Genomic DNA, 17355 nt, shown 5'->3' on the forward strand with positions numbered 1-17355 from the left:
ATGTCGCGGTTCAGCTTTTTGGAGTGGCCCGTTGTACGGCAGCTCCGATCGAGTGATTCACTCGGGCGGGGCGAGGCCGTCACGTCGCCGCGGACACGCGACATCACTCCCCGGACGTCCACCTCGGATCGCGTGGTGCAAAGCGTTTGCCCCTACTGTGCGGTGGGATGCGGCCAACGCGTCTTCGTCAAGGACGAGAAGGTTGTCCAGATTGAAGGCGACCCGGATTCGCCGATCTCCCGGGGCAGGCTCTGCCCCAAGGGATCCGCCAGCGAGCAGTTGGTCAATGCGCCGAGCAGGCAAACCCAGGTGCTGTATCGGGCACCCCATGCCAAGGACTGGCAGCACCTTGACTTGGACACCGCCGTCGACATGGTGGCCGATAGGTTCCTCGCCGCACGCCGGAACAACTGGCAGCAAAACGATGAGCACGGCCGTCCGCTCCGGCGGACCATGGGCATCGCTGGCCTGGGCGGGGCAACCCTGGACAATGAAGAGAACTATCTGATCAAGAAGCTCTTCACGGCTGCGGGCGCCATCCAGCTCGAAAACCAAGCACGCATTTGACACTCCGCCACGGTTCCCAGTTTGGGAACCTCGTTTGGACGCGGCGGAGCGACGCAATCGCTCCAGGACATGGCCAATGCCGACTGCATTGTTATTCAGGGCTCGAACATGGCCGAGTGCCATCCCGTCGGCTACCAATGGGTGACGGAGGCCAAGGCGCGCGGCGCGAAGGTCATCCATGTGGATCCACGGTTTACCCGCACCAGCGCGGTGGCCGACAAACATGTTCCGATCCGCGCCGGTTCGGACATCGTTCTGCTGGGTGCCTTGATCAACCACGTGATCAGCAACGATCTGTGGTTCGAGGAATATGTTCTGGCCTATACGAATGCGGCAACGCTGGTGGGCGAAGACTTCCGCGACACCGAGGACCTGGGCGGGCTGTTCTCCGGATTCGAGCCGGAAACGGGCCAGTATGACCTGGCGTCCTGGGCCTATGAGCGGAAACCCGGGGCAGAAGAATCGGACGGAGACGGAGACGGACACGAACACGGCGCTGATACTTCCGAGCGCGCCGCCGGGCAACAGTACGGCAGCGGCGGCCCTCCTTTGGGGCGCCCGGATTTCGAGCGGGACCCGACCCTTGAGCACCCGCGGACGGTGTTCCAGATCCTGAAACGCCACTACTCGCGCTACACGCCGGAAATGGTCCGTGACGCCTGCGGCATCTCCCTCGAGGACTTCGACTACCTCGCACGGGCGGTCACGGAGAACTCCGGCCGCGAGCGGACCACCTGCTTTGCGTACGCCGTCGGCTGGACCCAGCACACGGTGGGTGCGCAGTTCATCCGGACAGCGGCGATCCTGCAGCTCCTGTTGGGCAATATGGGCCGGCCAGGCGGGGGAATCATGGCGCTGCGCGGGCATGCCAGCATTCAGGGTTCCACCGACATCCCGACACTGTTCAACCTGCTGCCCGGTTACCTGCCCATGCCGAAGTCCGACATGGAGACACTGCGCGATTACCTCGACGGCATCTCCTCGAAGGAGCAGAAGGGCTACTGGACCGATGCCGATGCCTACACCATTAGCTTGCTTAAGGCGTGGTGGGGCGACGCGGCCACTGAAGAGTCGGACTGGGGCTACGGCTACCTTCCACGGATCAACGGCCCGCACGGGACGTACCAGACCGTGATGAGCATGCTTGACGATGAGGTGGAGGGCTACTTCGTCTTCGGCCAGAACCCTGCCATCGGATCCGCGAATGGCCGGATGCAGCGACTGGGCATGTCCCATTTAAAGTGGCTGGTGGTACGCGACCTGAACCTTATTGAGACGGCGACGTGGTGGAAGGACGGACCCGAAATTGCCTCCGGGGAGCTGCGTACCGAGGACATCGGCACCGAGGTCTTCTTCCTGCCGGCCGCGACCCATGTGGAGAAGGCAGGCTCCTTCACCCAGACCCAGCGGCTGCTGCAATGGCGACATCAGGCTGTCCGGCCGCCGGGTGATTGCCAGAGCGAACTGCAGTTCTTCTACGAGCTGGGCAAACGCCTCCGGGCCAAGCTGGCGGATTCGACCGACGAAAGGGACCGGCCGCTGCTGGACCTGACCTGGGACTATCCCACCGACGAACACGGCGAGCCTGACGGCGAGGCGGTGCTCGCCGAAATCAACGGCCGCCATCTCACCGGCCCCAAGGCCGGACAGCCGCTCTCCTCGTACACCGAGATGCGCCCCGACGGCTCGACGGCGGGCGGATGCTGGATCTATACCGGTGTCTACGCGGACGGCATCAACCACGCCGCGGACCGCAAGCCCGGGCAGGAACAAGGGCCCGTCGCCGCAGAATGGGGCTGGGCCTGGCCGGCCAACCGGCGCATTCTCTACAACCGCGCCTCGGCGGACCCCGAGGGCAAGCCGTGGAGCGAACGCAAGAAGTACGTCTGGTGGGACCAGGAGCAGCACCGGTGGACGGGCGAGGACGTCCCCGATTTCCCCCTGGACCGTGCACCGGGCTCCCGTCCGGATATATCCCTAGGCGGCGCCGCCGCGCTGGCGGGGGACGACCCCTTCATCATGCAAGCCGACGGCAAGGGCTGGCTGTTCGCCCCCAAAGGCATGGTGGACGGTCCGCTGCCGACCCACTATGAGCCGCAGGAGTCCCCGGTGGCCAACCCGCTCTATCGACAACAGCAAAACCCGGCCCGACTCATCTATCCGCGCGCAGACAACCTCAGCGCGCCGAGTGCCGGCGCCCCCGGGTCGGACATCTACCCCTACGTCTTCACCACGTACCGATTGACAGAACACCACACAGCCGGCGGGATGAGCCGGTGGCTGCCGTACCTCTCGGAGCTCCAGCCGGAGATGTTCTGCGAAGTGTCCCCGGAGTTGGCGGCCGAACGTGGACTGGAACCTTACGGATGGGCGACCATCGTCTCGCCGCGGGCTGCCATCGAGGCCAGAGTGCTCGTGACCGAACGGATGAGGCCCTTGGTGGTGAGCGGCCGGACGATGCATCAGATTGGGCTGCCTTACCACTGGGGAGTAGGCGATGACGCCGTCGTCAGTGGTGACGCAGCCAACGATCTGCTGGGGGTGACACTTGACCCGAATGTACAGATCCAGGAGTCCAAGGTTGGATCATGCGACATTCTCCCAGGCCGGCGGCCACAGGGACCGGCACTCCTTGCCCTGGTCGCCGACTACCAGACACGCGCCGGTGTAACGCCCGAGACCGGCAGCGACAAGGTCACCGGCCCCAACCGCGCGTTGGGCGACGACTCGATGAGGGAAGGCTAAATGAACAAGCTGACCGAAGCTCCCGGACATATTCCGCACACGGGACACCCACGAAAGGGCTTTTTCACCGATACCTCGATCTGTATCGGATGCAAGGCGTGCGAAGTGGCCTGCAAGGAATGGAACCGCAACCCCCACGACTCGCAGTATGAACTGCTCGAGTCTTCCTACGACAACACCGGCGCGTTGGGAGCCGACACCTGGCGCCATGTCGCCTTCATCGAGCAGGACCGCGAGCACATCGAAAAGGCACGGGACTCCGGACGGGCGCTCGTCAGTCTCGGCATGCCCGGGATTGGACCGCCGGGAACCTCCGATGTCGCGGGAAACACAAATGCCGCGGGGACGCCGACCGGCGTGGATTCGACGCCCCCCGATACGCCCGATTTCCGGTGGCTGATGTCCTCCGATGTCTGCAAGCACTGCACCAACGCCGGATGCCTCGACGTGTGCCCGACCGGTGCGCTGTTCCGCACCGAGCACGGCACTGTTGTGGTGCAGGACGATGTCTGCAATGGCTGCGGCACCTGCGTGGCAGGCTGCCCATTCGGCGTGATCGAGCGGCGCAGCGATGGCACGGCAGCGCCGAAGACACAGCGCGACTTCACCCCGGGGGAGCAGGCGCCGAAACGCAACGTTGGCGTCGCGCAGAAATGCACGCTGTGCTACGACCGGATGGTCGATGGCCAGACCCCTGCCTGTGCACAGGCCTGCCCGACCACGTCGATCAAGTATGGCGAGCGCGAGGAACTGGTGAGCACCGCAAAGGAGCGGGTTGCCGAACTGCACTCGCAGGGGCTGACCGAGGCGCGCCTCTATGGTGCCAACGACGCCGACGGCGTCGGCGGCACCGGTTCGGTGTTCCTGCTGCTTGATGAACCGGAGGTATACGGTCTGCCGCCGGATCCGCGCGTGCCCACCGCCGACCTGCCACGCATGTTTAAGCGGGCGGGGATCGCCGCTGCCGGCATGCTGGCGGCGGCCGCTGCGGCCTTCCTGGCGGGAGACCGCTCTTGAGCGTCTCCGAGTTCGACAATTACCGCCCGCCCGAACCGCCACGCCGGTCCAGGCGCGGGGGCAAGCGGCGGCGCACGGGAACCGGCGACGGCTCCGCTGAAATGCCGATGGTTCCGGAGCCGGAGTTCACCTCCTACTACGGCCGGCCCGTGGTCAAACCGCCGCCGTGGGGCGACCCGATAGGCGCCTACCTCTTCCTGGGCGGCGTGGCCGGCGGTTCCGCGCTGCTTGGACTAGGTGGGCAGCTCACGGGCAGGCCGGTGCTGTGCCGCAACAGCCGACTGGCCGCCCTGGCGTCAGTGGGGATTGGCGCTGCCGCGCTGGTCGCCGATCTGGGCAGGCCGGAACGTTTCCTCAATATGCTGCGTACGATCAAGCCCACGTCGCCGATGAGCCTGGGCTCGTGGATCCTCGCGGCGTTCAGCGCCGGCGTCGGAATCTCTGCAGCTTCCGAGATCGACCGCCTGTCCGGCTCGCGGCTCCCGCTGGGACCGCTCCGCGGGGTGCTGCGCGCGGTTGAGGGGCCGGCGGGCATGGAAGCGGCGTTGTTCGCCACCCCGCTCTCCGCCTACACCGCGGTTCTGCTCTCCGACACCGCCAACCCGACCTGGAACGCCGCTCGCGATGACCTGCCCTTCGTCTTCGTGAGTTCTGCCAGCCTCGCCGCAGCCGGACTTGCCCTGATCACCACCCCGGTCCACGAAGCCGGACCCGCCCGGGCGCTCGCAGTGCTGGGGGTCGCCGGTGATCTCATCGCCACCCGGGCGATGGAAGACCGCATGGACCCGGTGGCGGCCGAGCCTCTCCGCGAGGGCGCTCCCGGACGAATGCTCGTATGGAGTCAGCGGCTGGCAGCCGCCGGCGGCATCGGAGCCCTGGCCGGGGGCAGGAACCGGCCGGTTGCGGCGGCCTGCGGCCTGGCGCTGCTGGCAGCCTCGGCGCTAACCCGGTTCGGAATACTGCGTGCCGGCATCCGTTCCACCGAAGACCCCCGGTACACGATCGAACCCCAGAAGAAGCGGCTCGCGGCGCGGCGGAAAGCGGGCATAGTGCACGATTCGATCACCACCGCCGGCTAAGCGGGGAACGTTAGCGCACCTCGATCCCGGACCCTGCAACAGTCTGCCCCACGACCGGGTGCCCCGGCAGTTCGCCAACCACGAGCAGCCCGCCCGAAGTTTGCGCATCGGCCAGCAACAGCAGATCATCTTCGGTAATTCCTGCGCCCGTGCGCAGGTGTGGGCGCACCCATTCCAGATTGCGTCGGGTCCCGCCGGAGATGTAGCCATCCCGGAGTGCTTCCTGCGCGCCGGCGACGAGGGGCACCGCGGCGCGGTTAATCACCGCACCCACACGGGACGCGCGGCACATCTTGTAGAGGTGGCCGAGCAGTCCGAAGCCGGTGACGTCGGTTGCTGCGCGGACGCCACTGCGCAGTGCTGCGTCCGCCGCATCGCGGTTCAGCTGAGTCATCACGGCGATCGCCTCGTCGAAAACCTCACCCGTCTGTTTGTGCCGGTTATTGAGCAGACCCAGGCCGATCGGCTTGGTCAGCGTGATCGGCAGCCCCGGCCTGGCTGCGTCATTGCGCATTAGCTGCCCGGGTGCGGCGATTCCGGTGACTGCCATCCCGTACTTCGGTTCCGGGTCGTCGACCGAGTGCCCACCGGTCACCGGACACGCTGCCTGCGAAGCAACATCCAGGCCGCCGCGCAGCACTTCGGTCAGCAGTTCCATCGGCAGGACGCCGCGGGGCCAACCGACCAGGTTGATCGCGCTGATCGGCCGCCCGCCCATGGCATAAATATCAGAGAGGGCGTTCGCTGCCGCAATCCGGCCCCAGTCATACGCATCGTCCACCACGGGAGTGAAGAAGTCCGCGGTCGAGAGGACTGCGAGATCCTCACCCACCTGCACGGCGGAAGCATCGTCGCCATCGTCGAGCCCGACGAGGACCCCGGGGTCAATCTGGCCGGTCAAGCCGCGGACAACGTCCTCAAGTTCACCGGGCGGAATCTTGCAAGCGCAGCCTCCGCCGTGCGCGTAAGTCGTGAGCCGGACGGCTTCCGCGGGTTCTTTCGTCACGCCGGTGATCGTGTTCATGGGTCCAGCATAGGAGCGGCGGGCGGTGTTAGCATGCACTTGGAGGCGTCCGGGTCCTGGTGGGCCCCCCGGTCTTCAAAACCGGTGAGGCCGAGTACCTCGGTCTGGCGGGTTCGATTCCCGTCCGCTTCCGCCAACACAGCAGCTCCCGTGACGCGGGAAGGAGGGGCCGTGGGCCAGAACGACCCGCGCCGGCACATTCCGCGCACCGACCAGCTGCTTGCCCATCCAGAGCTTCGCCACGCACGAGGCCGGCTCGGCGACGACGTGATTCGTTCTACGGTTCGGGACGTGCAAGAACAGGCGCGCCGCGGCGATCTTGCCCCGGGTGACGTTGAAGCGATGGTCCTGACCGCGGTAGCGTCCCGCACAGCCTCTTCACTCACGCCGGTGCTGAACGCCACCGGGGTCATTGTCCATACCAATCTAGGACGCGCTCCGCTCTCCGATTCAGCCCGGCAAGCGCTGCTCGCCGCGGCAGGTTATGTTGACGTGGAAATGGACTTGCCCACCGGTGGGCGATCGCGGCGCGGGGCCGGTGCGCGGCAGGCCTTGCTAGACGCCTGTCCGGCTGCCGAAGACGCCCTGGTGGTAAACAACGGCGCAGCGGCCCTGGTGCTGGCCACCACCGCGCTCGCCGGTGCCGGCGAGGTGGTGATCAGCCGCGGTGAACTCGTCGAGATCGGGGCGGGTTTCAGGCTTCCGGAGCTGATTGAATCGACCGGCGCCCGCTTGCGCGAGGTAGGGACCACCAACCGGACGCACCTGGCGGATTACGCCGCGGCCATCAGTACGGAGACCGGTTGCCTGCTGAAAGTGCACCCCAGCAATTTCCGGGTCAGCGGGTTCACTTCGTGCGTCGGCATCGGCCAGCTGCGCTCCCTTGCCGACGAACATCAGGTTCCCTTGGTCGTGGATCTCGGCAGCGGCCTGCTCGCGCCGGACCCCATGCTGCCCGAGGAACCGGACATCTCCGGCGCGCTGGCCGCCGGGGCCGACGTCGTCATTGCCAGCGGGGACAAGCTCCTGGGCGGCCCGCAAGCAGGGCTGGCCCTGGGCCGTGCCGACGTGATGGCCCGCCTAGCCCGCCATCCGCTGGCGCGGGCGGTACGGGCGGACAAATTGACGCTGGCCGCGTTGGAAGCGACCGTCGTCGGCGGGCAGACGCCGGTGGCCGCGGCCCTGCACGCCGATCCCGTGAGGCTACGGGAGCGCACTAAGCGCCTGGCTGATGCCACCGGCGGCCGGGTGGTCGAACACGCCGGAAGGGTCGGCGGCGGGGGAGCTCCCGGGGTTCCGCTGCGGGGGTGGGCAGTCCAGTTGCCCGAACAGGTTGCCCGACGGCTTCGCACCGGGAACCCGGTGGTGCTGCCGCGGGTCCACGGCGGTGCCTGCCTGGTGGACCTGCGCTGCGTCCCCGAGGACGACGACGAGCGGTTGGCTGCCGCGCTGCGCTCGGCACTGGCGCACGTCAATTCCCGGCCGAGAGCCGAAGGCTCCTGAGATGTTCGTGGTGGCCACAGCCGGGCACGTCGACCACGGCAAAAGTACCCTCGTGCGCGCGCTCACCGGAATGGAGCCCGACCGTTGGGCCGAAGAAAGGCGCCGGGGCCTGACCATAGACCTGGGGTTCGCCTGGACCCGGCTGCCGTCCGGCCGGGACGTGGCATTTGTGGATGTGCCCGGCCACGAGCGGTTCCTCGGAAACATGCTGGCCGGCCTCGGGCCCGTCCCGGTGGTGTGTTTCGTCGTCGCCGCCGATGAGGGCTGGCAGGCGCAATCCAGTGACCACCGCGACGCCATCTCCGCGTTTGGCATCCAACACGGGGTGGTGGTGCTGACCCGCAGCGACCGCGCGCCGGAGCTGGCCGACGAAGTCCTTGCGCGGGTGCGCGCCGAGCTGGCCGGCACCGGGCTGCACGACGCCCCGGCGGTCACCGTATCCGCGGTTGCCGGGACCGGTTTGGATGACTTGCGCCGTGTGCTGGACCAGACGTTGGACTTGGTACCGCGTCCCGATCCCACGGCCCGGGTGCGCTTATGGATTGACCGTTCCTTCAGCATCAGCGGTGCCGGCACGGTGGTCACCGGGACCCTGACGGCAGGCACCCTGACCCAGGGGGGCCGGTTGCGCCTTCACGGCCATCAGGAGGCGCGGCCGGTAGCTGTCCGCTCCCTGCACACCCGCAATCACGCGGTACCCTCTCTCGGTCCGACCAGCCGTGTGGCCGTCAATCTGCGTTCTGGTGTGCCCGCTGATGCCGTGCACCGCGGCGATGTCCTCCTCTCCGGGGACAGTTGGCCGGTTGTGGACACGATCGACGTCCGCCGGACCATGGGGACGCCGTTCGGCGACGCCCCGCGTGAACTGATCGCGCATATCGGCACCGCCGCCGTGCCGTGTTGGCTGCGTTCGTTCGACGGCGACCATGCGAGGCTCGCCCTCGATCGGCAACTGCCGCTTGAGCTCGGGGATCGTCTGGTGCTTCGGACAACAGGCAGCCGGTCGGTGTTGGCGGGAGTACAAATCCTTGACGTCGACCCGCCGGCCCTCAAACGCCGCGGGGACAGCGCTAAGCGGGCGCGTAGCCTCGCGGTCATGTCACCCGGTGGAGACGCGCTGATCGAAGTCGCCCGCCGCGGTGCCGTCCGCGTGGGACAGTTGCGGGACATGGGCGTTGCTTCCCTCGGAAAGGTCCCCGACCAGGTGCAGGCATTTGGTGATTGGTGGGTGCACAGGCCGGTCTTCGAAGCCTGGCAGCAGCGGTTGCGGCTCGCGGTCCAGGAACGTGCAAAGAAGGACCCGCTGTCGGCCGGCTTGTCCCGCGGAGCTGCCCGAGACTTGCTGGGGCCCGAAGGCGAAGCATTACTGGACGCGGTGGTGCTTGAGGCAGGCCTGGAGCACGACGGCGGCTTCATCCGCCTTCCGGGAACGCACAGCGATCTGGGGCCGGCAGAGGCCGCTGTGAGCGCAGTGGAGAGCGGGCTGAGGGCCGAACCATTCGCCGCGCCGGAGGCTCATGACCTGAAGAATCTGGGATTAGGTGACCGCGAGCTTGCCGCAGCCGAGCGGAGTGGACGTCTGCTGCGCCTAGCGGGCGGCGTAGTCCTGCTTCCGCAAGCACCGGCGATGGCGATGCGCGAACTGGCTCGCCTGCCGCAGCCGTTCACGACCAGTGAAGCACGCCAAACCCTGGCTACCACGAGACGTGTTGCTGTCCCGCTGCTGGAACACCTCGATGCGCTGGGCTGGACCCGGCGCCTCGACTCCGGCCACCGCACCCTCGTGCATCCGGCTCAGGGATAGGCCGTCAGCAGCCAGTGAACGCGTCAGCAGCCGCGTCATTCAGTTAGCGGCCGATAACTAAAGTTTGTCTCAGGCAACTGTCTTTCCGGCCCGCCGCACGGGGCGGAACCGCTTTATTCCCCGTGTTTCCGGGCTATTGCCGATGTAGCGTTGCCGTGAAAGCCATGTTTCCAACGGAGACGGGCCGTGGCCATAAGGTTGCATCTCGGTAACAACCGGATCTGAAGCGAAGTTTTTATACCCAACCCGGTGGGTTCCGGTTTACGCTCTAATGCGTGTGAGACATGCCACGTTCGGCGGGAAGCTCGTTGAACTTCAGGCGACGGGGTGTATGTCCGTCCTCGGCAGCACTGCCGGGGACCTTTCAGAGACAGAAACAAGGAGGCGGAATGCGTTTCGGACGTACTTCCAAAGCTATCGGTGTCGCGGCTGTTGCAGCCCTGGCCCTGAGCGCCTGCGCGACTTCGGGCGGCGGAAATTCCCCCGAAGGCGCGGGCGAGTCCACCGCGGCCGCAGCCGGCGGTTCAATCAGCGTCGCTGAGACCAACGCTTTTAGCTCATTCAACTCGGATTCCGCCACGGGCAACGTCGACATCAACGGCAAGATCGCCTACATGACGCACGGCGGTTTCTACTACGTTGACAACCAGCTCAAAGTGGTCCGGAACGAAGAGTTCGGAACGTACGAGAAGGTTTCGGATGACCCGCTCGTGGTGAAGTACACCGTGAACGAAGGTGCGAAATGGTCGGACGGCAACGCGGTTGACGCCGGAGACCTGCTGCTGAACTGGCTGGTCGAATCGGGCTATGCCAACGATGCCAAGACGGACGAGGAAGGCAACGTCACCAGCGGAACGAACTACTTCGACTTTGCCGGCGACACCAGTGGTCTGGGGCTGACTGAAATGCCCGAGGTCGGCGATGACGGCCGTTCGATCACTCTGACCTACTCCAAGCCGTTCGCTGACTGGGAGATTGCTTTCGGCGGCCTCAACGACGGTGGCATTGGCCTGCCGGCCCACGTGCTGGCCGAAAAGGCCGGCCTGGCCGATGAGCAGGCGCTCGTTGACCTCATCCAGGGCTTGAAGCGCGGAAACCCCGATGATCCGGCCAAGGAGAACAAGGATCTGAAGGCCGTCGCGGATTTCTGGAATACGGGCTTCGACACGAAGTCGCTGCCGACCGACGAGTCGCTGTATCTCTCCAGCGGTCCGTTCGTGGTTGATTCGATCACTCCGGACCAGTCGATCACCCTGGTTCGCAACGAGTCCTACACCTTCGGACCGAAGCCAAACGTTGATGAAGTGACCATCCGCTTCATCGGTGCCGCTCCGGACCAGGTCAGCGCCCTGAAGAACGGCGAAGTGGACATCATCGCCCCGCAGCCCTCGGCAGACACCGTTGAACTGCTGCAAGGCATCGACGGCGTCACCGTGGATGTCGAGGATCAGCTCGCCTACGACCACATCGACCTGAACTACAAGGGTGTGTTCAAGGAAGCCAGCGTCCGCGAGGCCTTCATGAAGGCCATTCCCCGCCAGGCGATCGTCGACCGGATCGTGAAGCCGCTGAAGGCGGACGCCGCACCGCTGGATTCGCAGTTCTTCGTGCCGGCCCAGGATGCCTACGAGACATCCGCCGCCAGCAACGGCTCCGGGAACTACAAGGAAGCGGACATCGAGGGCGCCAAGAAGCTGCTGAACGGCGCCACTCCCGAAGTCCGGATCATGTACAACAAGGACAACCCGAACCGGGCCGACGCCTTTGCACTGATCCAGGAGTCCGCCGAAAAGGCAGGCTTCAAGATTGTCGACGGCGGCCTGGGTGCCTCCGATTGGGGCGCAGCGCTGGGTAACGGAACTTATGACGCGACGATCTTCGGCTGGACCTCACCCGGCGTCGGTGTCGCGGGTGTTCCGCAGATCTTCAAGACGAATTCCGGTTCCAACTTCAACGGCTTCTCGGAACCGGAAGCCGACAAGCTGATGGACGAGCTGATCGTTACCACCGACAAGGCGGAACAGGACAAGCTCGTAACGCAGATCGACAAGCACGTCTGGGATTCCTTCTACGGTCTCCCGCTGTTCCAGTCCGTGGGACTCGATGCGTACAACAGTGACCGCATCGAAGGCGTGCAGTACCAGCCGAACCAGACGGGCGTTTTCTGGAACTTCTGGGAGTGGAAGGTTAAGCAGTAACCTCCCCGCCTGATCCCAGGTAAAGGCATGCAAGGCGTCGGGACCCGAGCACCTCGGTCCCGACGTCTTGCAGCTTTTACTATCCAATTCCTGCCACAAGTAGTTGGTTTTTCCCAATAGTTCTCCGCATGGGACTGCACTACTCTCATTTGTGACACCGAGGGATCCGCAAGACTTCCAGAACCACATCAGCGAGGTTGAAAACGCTATGGTGACCTACATTGTGCGGCGGCTCTTCACTGCTGTGCTTATTCTCCTGGGTGCCTCCTTCCTGGTCTACCAATTAACGGCCCTGTCGGGTGATCCGCTCCATGACCTGCGGGAAAGCAATTCGCCTAACAAAGAGCAGCTCATCCAGCAGCGGATCGCCCTGCTGGACCTCGGCACCCCGGCACCTATCCGGTACTTTGGCTGGCTGGCCGGTGCGGCCAAGTGCGTCATTCCGTTCGCAGGACAATGCGATTTGGGTTATGCACTGAACGGCCAACCGGTCACCGAAGCCCTGGGGCGGGCGATGGGAATGACCATTCTCCTGGTGACGGCAGCTGCGGTGCTCGCCATCGTCATTGGCGTTTCGCTTGGTATTGTGACCGCACTGCGGCAATACAGCGCCTTGGACTACGGCGTCACCTTTATGGCTTTCCTCTTCTTTTCCCTTCCCGTGTTCTGGGTCGCCGTATTGTTGAAGGAATTCGGCGCTATTGGGTTCAACAATTTCCTCAGGGATCCAAACATTCCACTGTCATCGATCCTGATCATCGGCGTAGTCAGTGGCGCCGTGTGGTTCGTCTGCGCCAAGGGAAGCCATCTGAGAAAACTGGGTATGGCAGGAATCGGCTTCCTGCTGGCCGCCGCGGTGATGTGGGGATTGTCCGTAACGAACTGGTTCAAGACCCCGGGCCTTGGCTTGGTTGTCATTGTCATTTGCGGCATCGGAATTGCTTTCGGCGTCACCCTGCTGGCTGCCGGCCTGAAGAACCGCAAAGCCCTGTACGCGGCGCTGATCTCCGTGGGCATCGGCGTCGTGGTCTACTTCCCGATCCAACCGCTCCTGGCGCAGGCCACTGGGCTGATGATCTTCTTACTGGCCCTTGCCACCATCTTGGTGGGATTGGCGGTCGGCTGGCTGATGGGCGGCTACGACCGCCGCCAGAGCATGAACGCCGCTGCCATCACCTCGTTCCTGGTCGGCGGCGTCATCCTGCTGGACCGGTTCATGCAGGCCTGGCCGGCCTACTTCAGCAACAACAGGATCAACGGCCGGCCGATTGCCACCATCGGCTCCGAGACCCCGAATTTGCAGGGGGACTACTGGGTCCACGGGCTGGATACCTTTACCCACTTGCTGCTGCCGACAGTGGCACTGCTGCTGATCTCGCTGGCGTCCTACAGCCGCTATGCGCGCTCCTCCATGTTGGAAATCATGAACATGGACTACATCCGCACCGCCAGGGCCAAGGGATTGAGTGAACGGACAGTGGTCATGCGCCATGCCTTCCGCAATGCGCTGATCCCCATCGCCACCATCGTCGCTTTCGACATCGGCGGTTTGATCGGCGGTGCCGTAATTACCGAGCAAGTGTTCGCCTTCGCCGGCATGGGTCAGTTGTTCATCCAGTCTCTGGACCGAACCGATCCGAATCCAGTGATGGGGGTCTTCCTGATCACCGGCATTCTGGCTCTGGTTTTCAACCTAGTCGCGGACCTGGTCTACTCCGCGCTTGATCCGCGAGTGAGGGTAAAGGCATGAGCGCGACGTCAACGAAGCCTGTAGCCGCAACCGATGAAACCAAGGCGGGGCTCAGCCAGGGCCAGATTGTTCGCAGGCGTTTCCTCGGGAACACGGCTGCCGTGATCAGCTTGGTGCTTTTCGCCCTGATCCTGCTGGTCGCCTACTCATCCAGCGGAATGTTGGGACTGCCGGGCTGGTGGAAGTACACGCACAACGGCGTCAATGACCTGGTCGACGGCGGCCGGCCGACTTTGCAACTTTTCCCCGTGAGCCTGGGCGAGCACCCGTTCGGCCAGGACCGGTTGGGTCGCGACACCTTTGCCCAGACCATGCGCGGCGTGCAGGTTTCGGTAGCGGTCATGTTCCTGATCGGCATCGTGGGCGGGGCCATCGGCGTCGTGGTCGGGGCCTTGTCGGGCTACTTCCGCGGCTGGACTGAGACCCTGCTGATGCGCCTGACCGACGTCGTCATCGTGATCCCGCTGATCATCATCGCCGCCGTGATGGGCCAGGTGGCCGGCCGCTCCGTCGGCGCCGACGTCCAGCCGTACTTTTTGGGCCTCTTCGTGGGCGCAGTCGTCTGGACCGGGCTGGCCCGCCTGGTCCGCGCCGAATTCCTCTCCCTGCGTGAGCGGGAATTTGTCGACGCTGCACGGATCGCCGGTGCTTCCAACGCCCGCATTATCTTCAAGCACATCCTGCCGAACGCCGTCGGTGTCATCATCGTCTCGGTGACGCTGAGCATGTCGGCGGCGATCCTGCTCGAGACCAGCCTGTCCTATATCGGGATGGGTGTGAAGGCGCCGGACGTGTCGCTGGGCTTGCTGATCAGCCAGAACCAGGAAGCCTTCCAGACCCGTCCATGGCTGTTCTGGTGGCCGGGCATGTTCATTGTGGCCATCTGTCTGTGCATCAACTTCATCGGCGACGGGCTGCGCGACGCGTTCGACCCGCGGCAAAAGAAGTTCAATGCCAAGCGGGCGAAGGCGGCTGCGGTCTCCGCGCATCCCGAGACCGGAACTACTTCGACAACAGGCGTCTAGAGATGCACACCCGACGCCTTCCTGGCCAGATGCGGTACCGCTCAGCGGGCCAGCGTCACGGCGCTGAGCACTACCAGGACGGTTCCAGCGACGAGCACCGCCCAATTCGGTGTCCGGCCCACCGGGGCGCTGTCTGCTTCGCCGATGCTGATCCTGTCCGCAGCCAGAAGTTCAGCCCAGCGTTTCCGAACCTGGTAGGCCGCTGCCCCCGAATCGGAATTGGCGAGATCGCCGGGACGGATCGACTGCGCCGGCCCGTAGGTGGTCTCCGGAAGTCCCTGCACATGATCGGTGCGGGCACGATGGACGCCGAACATTCCGGGAGCGGGAGCGGCCCACGAGCTGTACTTCCCGCGCGGCGTGACCAAGGTCAGCGCGTACTTGGTGTCCACCGTCACCAAGGCGTCCCACGGGACGGAGACGGTCCGGACCGGATTGCGCAGCACCACGTCGTCGTCGGCGATGACGACGACGGGGTACCAGGCCAGCCACCAGGTCAAATAAGCAATGGTCAGCAGCGGCCAGGAGCCGAGCAGGCTGTCCGGCCCGTGGGTCAGCACCGAGGACACGAGGCTGACCGCCACGATCGCCCAGACCACGCCGGTGAACCAGATGGCCGAGCGCGGACGGAAGACCGTGGAGCTGGCAGCAGCAGACGTTGTCATTCCCCCATAGTTTCAGGACTGGCGACCAGTTCTCCACTAGCATCAACCAACTGCTACAGGTTGGAAGGGAAACACCAGCTATGACCGAAATCATCGATCCGACGCTGCCGGCAGGAACTGTGGAGACGGCTCGCGGTTCAGCACCCGTCCTGGAGGTCACCAACCTCAGCGTGGACTTTGGCGTGGATAAGGAATGGGTGCCGGCCGCGATCAACCTCACCTACGACGTCAAAGCAGGCGAGGTCCTCGCCATCGTGGGCGAATCCGGCTCCGGCAAGAGCGCCAGTTCCATGGCGCTGCTGGGCTTGTTGCCCTCCAACAGCCGCGCCACCGGGAGCGTGAAGCTCAACGGACGCGAAATCCTGGGCCTGAGCAGCTCCAAGCTCCGGCAGGTCCGCGGCAATGACGTGGCCGTGATTTTCCAGGAACCGATGACGGCGATGAACCCCGTGTACACCATCGGGTTCCAGATCGTGGAAACGCTGCGGCTGCACAACGCCATCTCCCCGGAGGACGCCAGGCAGCGGGCGCTGCGGATGCTCGAATTGGTCGAATTGCCCGACCCGGAAAAGGCCTTCCGGTCCTACCCGCACCAACTCTCCGGCGGCCAGCGGCAGCGCGCCATGATTGCCCAGTCGCTGTCCTGTGATCCCAAACTGCTGATCGCCGATGAACCCACCACCGCGCTGGACGTCACGGTCCAGGCCGAGATCCTGGATCTGATGCGCAATCTGCGCAACAAGCTGGACAGCGCGATTGTGCTGATCACGCACGACATGGGGGTGGTGGCAGACCTGGCGGACAAGATCGCCGTCATGCGCCGCGGCCGGATCGTGGAGTCCGGGACCGCGCTGGAGATCTTCAACAATCCGCAGCATGAATACACGCAGGCACTGCTGGCCGCCGTCCCGCACTTGGGCGGCGGCTCCGACGACGACGCCGAAGTGGACATCACAGCGGCCTTGGCCGCGGCGACCGGAGCCTCGCTCAGTATCAACGAGACCGAACTGCAACGGCGCGAACGTGAGAACGCCGAAGCCCTGGCACGGTCACGACATGGAGTGACAACGGGCGAAGCCGTGCTCGAACTGGCCAACGTGGCCATCGAATATCCCAAGCAGGGGCGCGTCCCGGCTTTCCGGGCAGTGGAAGGCGCCAGCCTGTCCATCTACCCTGGCCAAGTTGTTGGCCTGGTGGGGGAGTCCGGCTCGGGCAAAACAACCATCGGACGCGCCGCCGTCGGGCTGCTGCCCGTAGCGGAGGGCTCACTGCGCGTGGTCGGGCATGAGATCGCCGGTGCGCGGCCCAAGCAGCTGCATGCGCTGCGCCGCCAGGTGGGCATGGTGTTCCAGGACCCGTCGTCCTCGCTGAACCCTCGGCTGCCGATTGGCGAGAGCATTGGCGAACCCATGTACCTGGCCGGAGTCGCCAAGGGGGCCGCCCTGCAGCGGAGGATCGAGGTGCTGCTGGATCAGGTGGAGCTGCCGCGCGCCTACCGCAACCGTTATCCGCACGAACTCTCCGGCGGCCAGAAGCAGCGCGTGGGCATCGCCCGGGCACTGTCGCTGGAGCCCAAGCTGATGGTGGCGGACGAACCCACCTCCGCACTGGACGTGTCGGTCCAGGCCACGGTGCTGGAGCTGTTCCAGAACCTGCAGAAGGAACTGGGCTTCGCCTGCCTGTTCGTTACACACGACTTGGCTGTCATCGACGTGTTGGCGGACCGTATCTGCGTCATGCGGCACGGCCGGATCGTTGAGCAGGGCACCCGGGACGAGATTCTGCGCAACCCGCAGGAACTGTACACCCAGCGACTGCTGGCGGCGGTGCCGTTGCCCGATCCCGAGAAGCAGCGCGAACGCCGCGAGCTACGGGCTCTGCTGCTGGCCGCCGGCGACTGAGTCCACCCTGGAATTCCGCCATCCATAGTGTTGAGCCCCAGCCCACGACGTAGTGACGGGCAGGGGGCTCAGCCCGC

The 17355-nt window shown here is 65.1% G+C and carries 11 protein-coding genes and 1 tRNA gene; 10 read left to right on the top strand and 2 right to left on the bottom strand.

Annotated elements, in window-relative coordinates; all coding sequences use genetic code 11:
* Genes fdh through nrfD form a run of 3 tightly spaced genes read left to right on the top strand, consistent with a single transcriptional unit; the run spans position 1 to position 5408 of the window.
* Complete coding sequence (gene fdh / locus AC5RW2_RS08300) at positions 1-3312, top strand: formate dehydrogenase (RefSeq protein ID WP_493962969.1); 3312 nt, start codon at positions 1-3, stop codon at positions 3310-3312.
* Positions 3313-4329 (top strand): 4Fe-4S dicluster domain-containing protein, encoded by a 1017-nt coding sequence (locus AC5RW2_RS08305; RefSeq protein WP_493962968.1) that lies wholly within the window; start codon positions 3313-3315, stop codon positions 4327-4329. It begins immediately after the preceding gene.
* The gene (gene nrfD / locus AC5RW2_RS08310) at positions 4326-5408 is read left to right on the top strand and encodes an NrfD/PsrC family molybdoenzyme membrane anchor subunit (protein ID WP_493962967.1); all 1083 of its coding nucleotides are present in this window, start codon (positions 4326-4328) and stop codon (positions 5406-5408) included. The genes AC5RW2_RS08305 and nrfD overlap by 4 nt, the downstream gene beginning before the upstream one ends.
* A 10-nt stretch (positions 5409-5418) precedes the next feature.
* Here the strand turns inward: nrfD and selD are convergent, their stop codons facing one another.
* Positions 5419-6432 (bottom strand): selenide, water dikinase SelD, encoded by a 1014-nt coding sequence (selD, locus tag AC5RW2_RS08315; protein WP_493962966.1) that lies wholly within the window; start codon positions 6430-6432, stop codon positions 5419-5421.
* Between the two features lie 41 nt (positions 6433-6473).
* Between selD and AC5RW2_RS08320 the strand changes: the two genes are divergently transcribed.
* The 6 genes from AC5RW2_RS08320 (at position 6474) to AC5RW2_RS08345 (ending at position 14712) form a co-directional block, all read left to right on the top strand.
* Positions 6474-6568 (top strand) — tRNA-Sec (locus AC5RW2_RS08320).
* Positions 6569-6603: 35 nt separating this feature from the next.
* Complete coding sequence (selA, locus tag AC5RW2_RS08325; RefSeq protein ID WP_493962965.1) at positions 6604-7935, top strand: L-seryl-tRNA(Sec) selenium transferase; 1332 nt, start codon at positions 6604-6606, stop codon at positions 7933-7935.
* Position 7936: 1 nt separating this feature from the next.
* Positions 7937-9739, top strand: a complete 1803-nt coding sequence (gene selB, locus AC5RW2_RS08330; protein WP_493962964.1) for a selenocysteine-specific translation elongation factor — start codon at positions 7937-7939, stop codon at positions 9737-9739.
* Between the two features lie 389 nt (positions 9740-10128).
* The gene (locus AC5RW2_RS08335) at positions 10129-11937 is read left to right on the top strand and encodes an ABC transporter family substrate-binding protein (protein ID WP_493949667.1); all 1809 of its coding nucleotides are present in this window, start codon (positions 10129-10131) and stop codon (positions 11935-11937) included.
* Positions 11938-12145: 208 nt separating this feature from the next.
* Complete coding sequence (locus AC5RW2_RS08340) at positions 12146-13687, top strand: ABC transporter permease (protein ID WP_493963156.1); 1542 nt, start codon at positions 12146-12148, stop codon at positions 13685-13687.
* Entirely contained in the window at positions 13684-14712 is a 1029-nt protein-coding gene (locus AC5RW2_RS08345; protein ID WP_493962963.1) for an ABC transporter permease, read from the top strand. The genes AC5RW2_RS08340 and AC5RW2_RS08345 overlap by 4 nt, the downstream gene beginning before the upstream one ends.
* A 41-nt stretch (positions 14713-14753) precedes the next feature.
* Here AC5RW2_RS08345 and AC5RW2_RS08350 read toward each other — a convergent pair whose 3' ends face one another.
* Positions 14754-15377: a PH domain-containing protein gene (locus tag AC5RW2_RS08350; protein WP_493962962.1), complete on the bottom strand. Its 624-nt coding sequence runs from the start codon at positions 15375-15377 to the stop codon at positions 14754-14756.
* Positions 15378-15457: 80 nt separating this feature from the next.
* Between AC5RW2_RS08350 and AC5RW2_RS08355 the strand changes: the two genes are divergently transcribed.
* Positions 15458-17278: an ABC transporter ATP-binding protein gene (locus AC5RW2_RS08355; protein WP_493949670.1), complete on the top strand. Its 1821-nt coding sequence runs from the start codon at positions 15458-15460 to the stop codon at positions 17276-17278.
* Positions 17279-17355 lie beyond the last annotated feature (77 nt).

The organism is Arthrobacter sp. B0316-1-20 (genome assembly GCF_059091865.1).

Bases quoted from the DNA above. Each gene is read 5' to 3' on its own strand.
- AC5RW2_RS08305 (WP_493962968.1), top strand. From the start codon at position 3,313: ATGAACAAGCTGACCGAAGCTCCCGGACATATTCCGCACACGGGACAC.
- selD (WP_493962966.1), bottom strand. From the start codon at position 6,432: ATGAACACGATCACCGGCGTGACGAAAGAACCCGCGGAAGCCGTCCGG.
- selB (WP_493962964.1), top strand. From the start codon at position 7,937: ATGTTCGTGGTGGCCACAGCCGGGCACGTCGACCACGGCAAAAGTACC.
- AC5RW2_RS08335 (WP_493949667.1), top strand. From the start codon at position 10,129: ATGCGTTTCGGACGTACTTCCAAAGCTATCGGTGTCGCGGCTGTTGCA.
- AC5RW2_RS08340 (WP_493963156.1), top strand. From the start codon at position 12,146: ATGGTGACCTACATTGTGCGGCGGCTCTTCACTGCTGTGCTTATTCTC.
- AC5RW2_RS08345 (WP_493962963.1), top strand. From the start codon at position 13,684: ATGAGCGCGACGTCAACGAAGCCTGTAGCCGCAACCGATGAAACCAAG.
- AC5RW2_RS08350 (WP_493962962.1), bottom strand. From the start codon at position 15,377: ATGACAACGTCTGCTGCTGCCAGCTCCACGGTCTTCCGTCCGCGCTCG.
- AC5RW2_RS08355 (WP_493949670.1), top strand. From the start codon at position 15,458: ATGACCGAAATCATCGATCCGACGCTGCCGGCAGGAACTGTGGAGACG.